The 8,513-nt window shown below is 68.6% G+C and carries 11 protein-coding genes and 1 pseudogene; 9 read left to right on the top strand and 3 right to left on the bottom strand.

Features of this window, described 5'->3' with window-relative positions; all coding sequences use genetic code 11:
• Nucleotides 1-76: 76 nt before the first annotated feature.
• Nucleotides 77-1,009 carry a GlxA family transcriptional regulator gene (locus ACIRR9_RS55430; protein ID WP_403769548.1) on the bottom strand — a complete coding sequence of 311 codons (933 nt, stop codon included), beginning with the start codon at nucleotides 1,007-1,009 and terminating at the stop codon, nucleotides 77-79.
• A gap of 127 nt (nucleotides 1,010-1,136) precedes the next feature.
• Here ACIRR9_RS55430 and ACIRR9_RS55425 point away from each other — a divergent pair, with 127 nt between their 5' ends.
• The 8 genes from ACIRR9_RS55425 to ACIRR9_RS55390 all read left to right on the top strand — a co-directional run bounded on the left by ACIRR9_RS55425 (nucleotide 1,137) and on the right by ACIRR9_RS55390 (nucleotide 6,750).
• Nucleotides 1,137-2,102 carry an NADP-dependent oxidoreductase gene (locus ACIRR9_RS55425; RefSeq protein WP_403769554.1) on the top strand — a complete coding sequence of 322 codons (966 nt, stop codon included), beginning with the start codon at nucleotides 1,137-1,139 and terminating at the stop codon, nucleotides 2,100-2,102.
• Between the two features lie 30 nt (nucleotides 2,103-2,132).
• Complete coding sequence (locus ACIRR9_RS55420) at nucleotides 2,133-2,453, top strand: NIPSNAP family protein (protein ID WP_403769545.1); 321 nt, start codon at nucleotides 2,133-2,135, stop codon at nucleotides 2,451-2,453.
• A 65-nt stretch (nucleotides 2,454-2,518) separates the two neighbouring features.
• A complete protein-coding gene (locus ACIRR9_RS55415) occupies nucleotides 2,519-2,965 on the top strand; it encodes a heme-binding protein (protein WP_403769542.1) in 447 nt (148 codons plus the stop codon).
• A 1,059-nt stretch (nucleotides 2,966-4,024) separates the two neighbouring features.
• Nucleotides 4,025-4,243, top strand: a complete 219-nt coding sequence (locus ACIRR9_RS55410) for a hypothetical protein (RefSeq protein ID WP_403769539.1) — start codon at nucleotides 4,025-4,027, stop codon at nucleotides 4,241-4,243.
• Between the two features lie 130 nt (nucleotides 4,244-4,373).
• Complete coding sequence (locus ACIRR9_RS55405; protein ID WP_403769536.1) at nucleotides 4,374-4,625, top strand: YlcI/YnfO family protein; 252 nt, start codon at nucleotides 4,374-4,376, stop codon at nucleotides 4,623-4,625.
• A gap of 2 nt (nucleotides 4,626-4,627) precedes the next feature.
• On the top strand, nucleotides 4,628-4,999 hold the full coding sequence (locus ACIRR9_RS55400) for a toxin Doc (protein WP_403769534.1): 372 nt from the start codon (nucleotides 4,628-4,630) through the stop codon (nucleotides 4,997-4,999).
• A gap of 417 nt (nucleotides 5,000-5,416) precedes the next feature.
• On the top strand, nucleotides 5,417-5,764 hold the full coding sequence (locus ACIRR9_RS55395) for a hypothetical protein (protein ID WP_403769531.1): 348 nt from the start codon (nucleotides 5,417-5,419) through the stop codon (nucleotides 5,762-5,764).
• A gap of 72 nt (nucleotides 5,765-5,836) precedes the next feature.
• Nucleotides 5,837-6,750, top strand: a protein-coding gene (locus tag ACIRR9_RS55390; RefSeq protein ID WP_403769551.1) for an IS5 family transposase whose coding sequence is annotated in 2 segments (ribosomal slippage) — nucleotides 5,837-6,218 and nucleotides 6,218-6,750 — 915 coding nt in all. Because the reading frame shifts where the segments join, the coding sequence is not laid out codon by codon here.
• Here the strand turns inward: ACIRR9_RS55390 and ACIRR9_RS55385 are convergent.
• Both ACIRR9_RS55385 and ACIRR9_RS55380 read right to left on the bottom strand, forming a co-directional pair.
• Nucleotides 6,672-6,926, bottom strand: a pseudogene (locus tag ACIRR9_RS55385) (transposase); the annotation flags it as partial. The gene ACIRR9_RS55390 and the pseudogene ACIRR9_RS55385 overlap by 79 nt on opposite strands.
• The gene (locus ACIRR9_RS55380; protein WP_403769529.1) at nucleotides 6,907-7,575 is read right to left on the bottom strand and encodes an SMI1/KNR4 family protein; all 669 of its coding nucleotides are present in this window, start codon (nucleotides 7,573-7,575) and stop codon (nucleotides 6,907-6,909) included. The gene ACIRR9_RS55380 and the pseudogene ACIRR9_RS55385, both read right to left, overlap by 20 nt.
• Nucleotides 7,576-7,669: 94 nt before the next feature.
• On the opposite strand from ACIRR9_RS55380, the gene ACIRR9_RS55375 reads away from it, so the two are divergent.
• Nucleotides 7,670-8,290: a hypothetical protein gene (locus tag ACIRR9_RS55375; RefSeq protein ID WP_403769526.1), complete on the top strand. Its 621-nt coding sequence runs from the start codon at nucleotides 7,670-7,672 to the stop codon at nucleotides 8,288-8,290.
• The last annotated feature ends 223 nt before the right edge of the window (nucleotides 8,291-8,513 follow it).

Below are 8,513 nucleotides of genomic sequence, written 5' to 3'. Positions count from 1 at the left end.
AACTTCGCCCGAGCACGGTTCACTTCATGTGCGTCCACGCCTCCAGCATGCCCCCGAACAGTGCCGCGAGACAGACCTAACGGAGTCCTACTAGGTGCGTGTGGAAGTGCTTGCGCAGGGCGACGGGGTCGCCGAAGCCGGAGGCGGTGGCGATCCGTGCGACGGTCAGGTCGGTGGATTCCAGCAGCAGGCGCGCGTGCGCCAGCCGTCGCTGTGCCAGCCACTTCAGCGGGCTGCTGCCCACCTCGCTGCGGAAGCGCCGGGTGAAGGTGCGCACGCTCATGTGCGCGTGCCGGGCCATGTCCTCCAGTGTGATCGGCTCGGCCAGCCGGTCCAGCGCCCACTGGCGGGTCGCCGAGGTGGAGCGGTCGGTGTCCTGCGGTACCGGGTGCTCGATGAACTGCGCCTGGCCGCCCTCGCGCCATGGCGCCACCACGCAGCGCCGCGCGGCGGCCGAGGCCACCGCCGCTCCGTGGTCCAGACGGACCAGGTGCAGGCACAGGTCGATGCCGGCGGCTCCGCCGGCGGACGTCAGGATGCGTCCGTTGTCGACGAACAGCACGTCCGGATCGACCTCGATGTCGGGGAACAGCCTCGCCAGTTCGTCGCACAGCGTCCAGTGTGTGGTGGCCCGGCCGCCGTCCAGCAGACCGGCCGCCGCGAGCAGGAAGGCCGAGGTGCACAGGCTGACGATGCGGGTCCGCGGCCCGATCCGGTCCAGCGCCGCGGCGAGTTCCCCGGGAAGCGCGCCGGTCGCGAGCAGGTCCTCGCCGGGCTCCTGAGTGGCGAGGACGACGGTGTCCGCGCTCTCCAGCACCGACTCGTCGTGGTCGACGACGATCCGGTAGTCCTCGTGCGTGCGCACCGGCCGGCCGCCGAGGGAGAAGGTGACGACGGAGTACAGAGGAGTCCCGTCCGGCTTACGGGCCTCGTTGAACACCCGGGCCGGGATGCCCAGATCCAGCGGCAGGACTCCGTCGAGGGCGAGAACAGCGACACGATGCGACATGGCCGGAATGGTACGACAGGTGGCCCTCCGGCCACTCACCCGCCTCGGCAAGCACACGCCACTCTTTGCGTAGCGGGGACGCGGTACCCGCTGAAGGAAGAGCAAGGCAGACATGAGCGAGGACACCATGAGCGAGAACACCATGCGGGCAGTCACCATCAGCGAGTTCGGCGCAGCGGAGGTGCTGACCGTCGAGGAGGTCGCGCGCCCTGAGCCACTGCCGACCGAGGTGCTGGTGCGGGTGCACGCCGCCGGGATCAACCCGGTGGACTGGAAGACCCGCGAGGGTCAGGGAATGGCGGGGCTGCAGACGCTCCCGCTGATCCTCGGCTGGGACGTCTCCGGCATCGTCGAGAAGGTCGGCTTCGGCGTCACCACCCTGAAGGTCGGCGACGAGGTGTACGGCATGCCGTGGTTCCCGCGCGCCGCGGGCGGCTACGCCGAGTACGTGACCGCGCCGGCCCGCCAGCGGGCCCGCAAGCCGGCCATCCTCGACCACGCGCACGCGGCCGCCGTGCCGCTGGCAGCGCTGACCGCCTGGCAGACCGTGGTCGACACCGCTCACGTCCAGGCCGGCCAGCGCGTCCTGATCACGGCCGCCGCCGGCGGAGTGGGCCACTTCGCGGTCCAGTTCGCCCGGCACCTGGGCGCCCACGTGATCGCCACCGCCAGCGCCGCCCGCCACCCCTGGCTCAAGGAACTCGGCGCCGACGAGACCATCGACTACACCACCACGCGCTTCGAGGACGTCGTCAAGGACGTCGACGTCGTCATCGACCTGGTGGGCGACGCCCACGACAACACGAGCACCCGCTCGCTGAAGGTCCTGCGCCCGGGCGGCCTGCTGGTCGCCGTACCGTCCGGTGTCTCCCCGGACCTGGCCCGGGCCGCCGAGGCGGCCGGCGTGCGCCTCACTGCGTACCTGGTCGAGCCGGACGGTCCCGCGCTGACCACGATCGCAGGCCTGATCGACGCCGGTGAGGTCGCCGTCGAGGTGGAGGAGACCTTCCCGCTGGAGCAGGTCGGCACGGCCCACGCCCACGTCCAGGCCGGCCGCACCCGCGGCAAGGTCGTCCTTACCGTGACCGACTGACCATCCCTGCAAACAGTCAGGAGCAGCACCGTGTACTACGAGATCCGCCGCTACCGGGCGCAGCCCGGGCGCCGCGAGGAGTGGGTGCGCTACATGGAGGACGTGGTCATCCCGTTCCAGGCCTCGCTGGGCATGGACGTAACCGCCTCCTTCGTCGACACCGAGGACGAGGACGGCTACGTGTGGATCCGCCGGTTCGAGGACGAGGCCCAGAGCGAGGCCCTGTACGCGGCCGTGTACGAGCACGACCGCTGGAAGAACGAGATCGGTCCGGTCGTCTACGACCTGCTGATCCCCGAGAAGTCCGTCGTCACCCGTGTGGTCCCCACCCCGGCCTCACCCCTGCGATGACCCGGCTCACGGCCGCTTCATCCGCCACCGCACAGCAACAGCAACAGCGGAACACAGGAACCATCATGAGCACCGAGACACTCCAGAAGTCGGCCCCCGCCTCGTCCATCACCCAGGCCGCCGCCGGCGCACTCATCGCGGCGGTACACGCCGCCGCTGCCCGGATCGGCTTCACGGCGTCCATCGCCGTCACCGACCAGGGCGGACATCTGAAGGCATTCGACCGCGCCGACGACGCGCCCTTTCTCACCGCCGAAGTCGCCCTCGACAAGGCCTGGACCGCGGCCTCCTTCCGCATCCCCACCCACACGTGGAACGACTTGCTCGCCAACCCGCAGATCGCGCCGCTGGGCGGCCACCCTCGTGTGATGGCCGTCGGCGGCGGCTACCCGATCATCGAGAACGGCCAGTGCGTCGGAGGGCTGGGGATATCCGGTGGCACCTACGACCAGGACCAGCAGGCCGCCGAGGAGGCCCTGGCCGCCCTCGGGTTCGAACTGCCCGGTCTCTGACCGGCCACGGAGGGTCGGCCCGTGGCTGGCGCCGGCCAAGCCACAGACCGACATGTGCGCCGTCACTGATGGCTGCAGCCATTGCCCTGATCAGCCGGCCCCGCGGCAGCCTGCGTCCTGACGTCACGCGGCCGCCGGCCGCGGTGGCTCAGCGGGTGGAGAGGGACGCCGGGCGCCCCGCGTCCGTGCGCCCGCCCGCCGCGCCGAGGGCGAGCAGGGCGCCCCGGGTGGCGGTGACGGCCGCACAGTTGTGGGCGGCGTAGGCCGGTCGACTCGAACACGAACGGCAGCACACCGCCCACTACCAGCAGGACTTCGTCGTCGCCGTGTGACCACCACGCCGCCGCTCACTCAACGGGAAACGCAGCCATCTGCCACTGCCCGCGCACCCCCAAGCAGTTCGGCATGGAGTGCGCCGGCTGCGCCGCCTGCGGGCAGTGCCGCGGCCCGCACATCTGGCCCCAACCCCGGACGTGATCACCAAGGGCAACCTCACAGGCTCCCAGACAACCTGTGACACGGCCGGAGCCCGAGAGCCGCAATGCCCGGATCGCCCTGTTCACCTGTAAGGTCGAACGCTCGAATCCCCAGGTGGCAAGGTTCCCGAGGGGCGACCTGTGAGCCTGTGACATGACAGCACCCAGCACCCTGTCACGCTCACCGAACGTGACCGATCTTGCCGTCACGCACTTCCAAAGCCCTTGTCACCCCCGCCACTTGGAGCGTGACGGCAGCCGCAAGAATGATCACTAATGTCCGATTCTTGGGCTGTGGATCGGGCCTGCACCCCCCTCTAGGCCGGATCGCCGTGACAGCGTGACGCGTGACAGAGCATCCTGCCGGACTGCCCGCGACGTCACGGTCCGTACCCGCTCCCGCAGGCCTCGCCCACCCGCACCCGCCGCGCCCCTGACCTGCGCAATCAAGCCAGGAGGGCAGCTTTGCCGCCAACCCCCGTCAACCCCGGCGCGGCCTTGGCTCTCTCGCGCTACACAAGAACACCGGAGTGAACGGGCAATGTTCGCAAGGCAGTTGTGGACTAACGGGAGGTCCGGGCACATGATCGTGACCATCAACGTGGCGGTGCTGCTCGCCATCATCATCGTCGTGCGGCTGCGCCGCCGTACGCAGGCCCGGAGCCGGTTCGACGAGAAGATGTCCGTGGTCCTCTGCGTCACGCTGGGGGTGGTGATCGCGCCGACCGCGTTCGGGAAGTCGGTCCTGGACGTTGGCCGCGGATCTGTGTCATCAACCCCCTGTTTTCCCAGGTCGTCGTGACCATCTGTGTCACTGTTCAGCTGTTCATCTGTGTCATCGGCACCCGCTGCGCGACGCGGGGGCGTCCCCGTCCGTGGGCGGTTCCGCCGTATCCCTCCCAGTGCTGTACGCCCTGCTGTACGGTCGGAGCATGTCGAAGTCAGTGACAATCCGGGTCCCCGAAGAGCTCCACGCGCAGTTGCAGGAGCGTGCCGAAGCCGAGGGCACCACGGTCACCGCGCTCATCACCGAGGCCGCACTCAACGCGGTCCGCGACCCGCGTCTGGACAGCGCCGCCGACGTCTTCCGCACGTTCATCGCCGACAACGCGGCCGCGTTCGACGCGGCGTTCCCCGATGACGCTCCCGCCCGGCTGGACGCCTCTGGACGGGTTGCTGCCTGACCATGGAGCTCCACATCGACATCCGCTGGCTGCTGGAGCGCCAGGCGGAAGTGTTGCCCAAGCAGCCGTCGGTCCACGACTTCTCCAACCTCGTGGCTGCAGTCGCACGCCACCGGGTGAACACCCCTCAGGTCAGCGTGGCCGTCGACAACGCCTGGCGCGCGGCGGCTCTGATGCACGCCCTCATCCGACTGCGCCCCCTCCCGGCCCGCAACGCCCTGTACGGCGCCGCGATCGTCACGGCGTACATGGACGCCGCGGGTGAGGCCGTAGACCCGCCGTACGGCGCGCTGATCGACCTCGCTCGCGACATCGACGCCGGCCGCGTCGACGGGTACGACGCCGCCGACCGCATCCGTTCCTGGCGCATCTGAACTCGTGCAGTGCCCCGGACGCCCGTCGTCCGGGGCACTGCTGTGTCTGCTGCACGGCGGTGTCAGTGGGACCGTCTACGGTGCCGACCATGCTCGCGAAGTCCATGACGCCTGATCTGATCGAACGCGTTCTCTTGGCGCAGGTCATCGTTGAGCGCCGCCGCGCGGGGTGCTGCCGCGGCAGCGGCAAGTACCCATGCCGCAACGGAACGCTGGAGGGAGTGCCGGCCTGTCTTCGCCATCTCACCTATGCCGAGCTCCAGGCCGTGGAACTGCTCGTCCGGTGGGCACAGCCACTGGTGGATCGGTGGCTCCCTCACCTGGTGCCCGCCTGCTGGTTTTGGCCTGTCCCAAGATCGGAGCAGCATCGACGGGGTCAGCGGAACTTCCCAGTGCCTGCGAGGTGTCTCTCCGTATATGGAAACTGAACAGACGACCCGGCGTGAAGCCGCCACCGGCGCCGCGGGGTGCCTGACAGCGGTACTCGGCGCGCTGGCGGGCTTCGTAGTCTGGCTCCCGTACGGCCGGAGGGGCCTCCTCGGCGGTTTCGAGGGCGAGACCAACCCGGACTTGCTCCGGCTGGGCCTGCCGGTCCTGGTGTTCGGCGGGACCGCCGCTGCCCTGGCTGTTTTCGTCGCTGTACGGGGCCGGTGGCGTACCGCGCTCGGACTGGTGGCGGCCGTCGCGGGGCTCGCCTCCTTTGGGTACGACTTCGATGTCCTGGCCGGTCCGCAGGCGACACGGCACTGCGCGCCGTCCTGCTGAGCTTGCCGTGCATCTAGGCGCTGTTTCTCGGATCTCGCTTCGCGTGTGGGGTGTTGGGGGCAGGGTGGCTGCATGGGACGTGGAGACCTGACGAACGCGGAGTGGGATCGGCTGGAGTCGTTTTTACCTCGCGGTGGTGCGCGTGGGGGCCGGTGGAGTGATCACCGGCGGGTGATCAACGGGGTGCTGTACCGGGTGCGGACGGGGGTGCAGTGGCGGGATCTGCCGGAGCGGTTCGGTCCGTGGGAGACGGTCTACAAGCGCCATCGCCGCTGGTCGGCGGACGGTACCTGGCAGATGCTGCTGTCGAAGGTGCAGGCCGCTGAGGACGCCGCCGGCCGGATCGACTGGGACGTGTCGGTGGACTCCACCGCGGTGCGGGCTCACCAGCACGCGGCCGGTGCGAGGAAGGCACCGCCCGCTGCGGTTCCTCAAAAGGGGGTCGGCCGGCGGACGAACCAGGTCGATCCGGTGCTTTGCAAACTGGCCGTCCGGCTGGAGGAGGTGGTCAGGTCGGCGAGTGTCTGGGACGCTCCCGCGGCGGCTTCACCACCAAGATCCATCTCGCAGCCGACGGACGATGCCGGCCACTCGCCCTCCTGCTGACACCCGGGCACTACGGAGACGGCCCCCAGCTCGTGCCGGTCCTGGAGCAGGTGGTGGTGCCCCGCATCGGAGTCGGCCGACCACGCACCCGACCCGACCGCGTCCTGGCCGACAAGGCCTACACATCCCGCGAAAACCGCCGCTACCTGCGACGACGCGGCATATCACACACCATCCCCGAACGGCTCGACCAGCGCAGACACCGCCACAACCGCGGCTCCCGCGGCGGTCGGCCCACCGGGTTCGACCGCGAACGCTATAAGAAACGCAACACAGTCGAACGTGCCATCATGAAGTTTGCCCCTTTTTTCGCCCTGACGTGGGCGGTGTCGAGGACGACGCGGGTGACGTCGATGAGGCCGGCGTCGTCCAATCGGTGAAGGGCGGCCTCGTGCAGACGGCCCCAGACGCCGGCTCTGGACCAGATCAGGAACCGCCGGTGGGCGGTCGACTTCGAAATTCCGAAGCAGGGCGGCAGTGCCCGCCAGGCGCAGCCGCTGACCAGCACGTAGATGATCGCCGCGAACGGCGGCTTATCAGGCGTGTCCTGCGTACCGCGGTTCGGTGCGTTCGTCAGCGGACATTGGAAGGCGCTCCAACTTTACGGGGCCGGGGTAGAAGGCTGCACTGTTGGGCCCGCTCATGTCCTCGCCGATGAGATAGCGGTAGAGCCATTCCGCGAAGCTCATGCGGTGCTCTGCCCAGGTTTCGTCATAGCTCACCAGGAGCCTCGGAGCCTCAGGGGCAGCGATCAGGAAGATGGTCTCGCCTCGGTCGGTGCTCGCGATCGGCCACAGCTCGTTGCGGGTGCCAAAGCTCAGCTCGTCGAGTCCGAAGAGCTGGCGGGGGTCCTCGTCCGGGTCGAGATGGAGGTCGTCCCACGGCACCTCAGACCACGCCTTGATCGTGCTGCGGATGTTTTGGCCCAGGTTCCACCGTTCGGTCGCTGGGTGGGAGAGGTACAGGTGCCCGTTGATCTGGATGGGGGCGAAAGCGTCCACGAGGGCCCTGTAGTCGGGCGGAAGTTCTATGCCGAGCTCTGCGTGGAGACGGTCCCAGGCAGCTGGGTCCGCGTAGCGGTTCTGGGCCGGGCCGAGCATCTCCATCACGGCAGCCAGGTAGTCAGTCATGAGTTCCTCGACGGTGTGTCCGCGGTGCGGTCCGCCGCGTTGGGCCGTACTCCAGCCGTAGATCGTGATCTTCATGGTCGAGCTGTCCTGTCTCACTGAGTCTTGACCGGTCTCAGTGAACTTTGATCACGCCGTCTTCGGGTACGTGAAGTGCGTCATCATGGTGCGCATGGGGCAGTTCAACGGTTCGTACGTGGTTCGGTATGGCTGGACTCGTACTGGCGTCTTGAGCGTCATGGTCATGGTCCTGCTCCTAGGGGCGGAGGGCTTTCTTCCGCACGCGGAGCCGCCGGAGATGGACCACATCGACCTAGTGTTCAGCCCCTTGGCTGTGTGGATCGCGGCAGTCTGCTCCAGTCACCGCAAGAGTGTGCAGGTGGACAAGCAGGGAATCACGCTTTACCGCCTCCTTCCTTTCCGCAGGCCCGAGTTCGTTGCCTGGCCCGAGGTCGTGGCGGTGGACTGGTCGGCCGAAGGCCCCCCGTGGCGGCGCGTCAGCGACCTGCAGGTCTACCGCCGCACTCCCCGGCAGACCGCCGCTCGTCCCTCGACCGGCCCCCAGCAGGAGGCGCTTGATACCTACCTCGCCACGCAGGTTGACCCGGATTTCGTCGCGAAGTTCGGGAACACCACCCGGATCAGACACTCCACGACCTTGAGCCGCATCGACCCCGTCCGCCTGGCTACGGCCATCACATGTCTCGCTCCTGATGTCCGGCACTTCGGCGATCTCGGCGACGTTGCCTTCGGCGGCCAAGCCAGAGGCCGTCAGTCCGACGAGACGTCGTGAAAGAGTGGACACGCGGAGATGGGCCCGTTGTGGCATGAGCGGCACCGGGCAAGGCTGCTTGTGTCTCGGCCGCGCAAGCAGGCTGTGGGAGCCGGCGCGAAGCACCAGCTGGTGTTCGTCGATCGGCTGCTAGTAGGACTCCGTTAAGTTGCTCTGGCTCTCGGGTTCTGGCTGGTGGGGGTTGTTCTGGGCAGGGGTTGGTGGCAGGTGGTGCAGGTGCCGG

Origin of the sequence: Streptomyces sp. NPDC101234 (assembly GCF_044767525.1) — a bacterium.
Classification (GTDB): domain Bacteria; phylum Actinomycetota; class Actinomycetes; order Streptomycetales; family Streptomycetaceae; genus Streptomyces; species Streptomyces sasae.
This window is presented reverse-complemented; position numbering and strand designations above follow the sequence as displayed.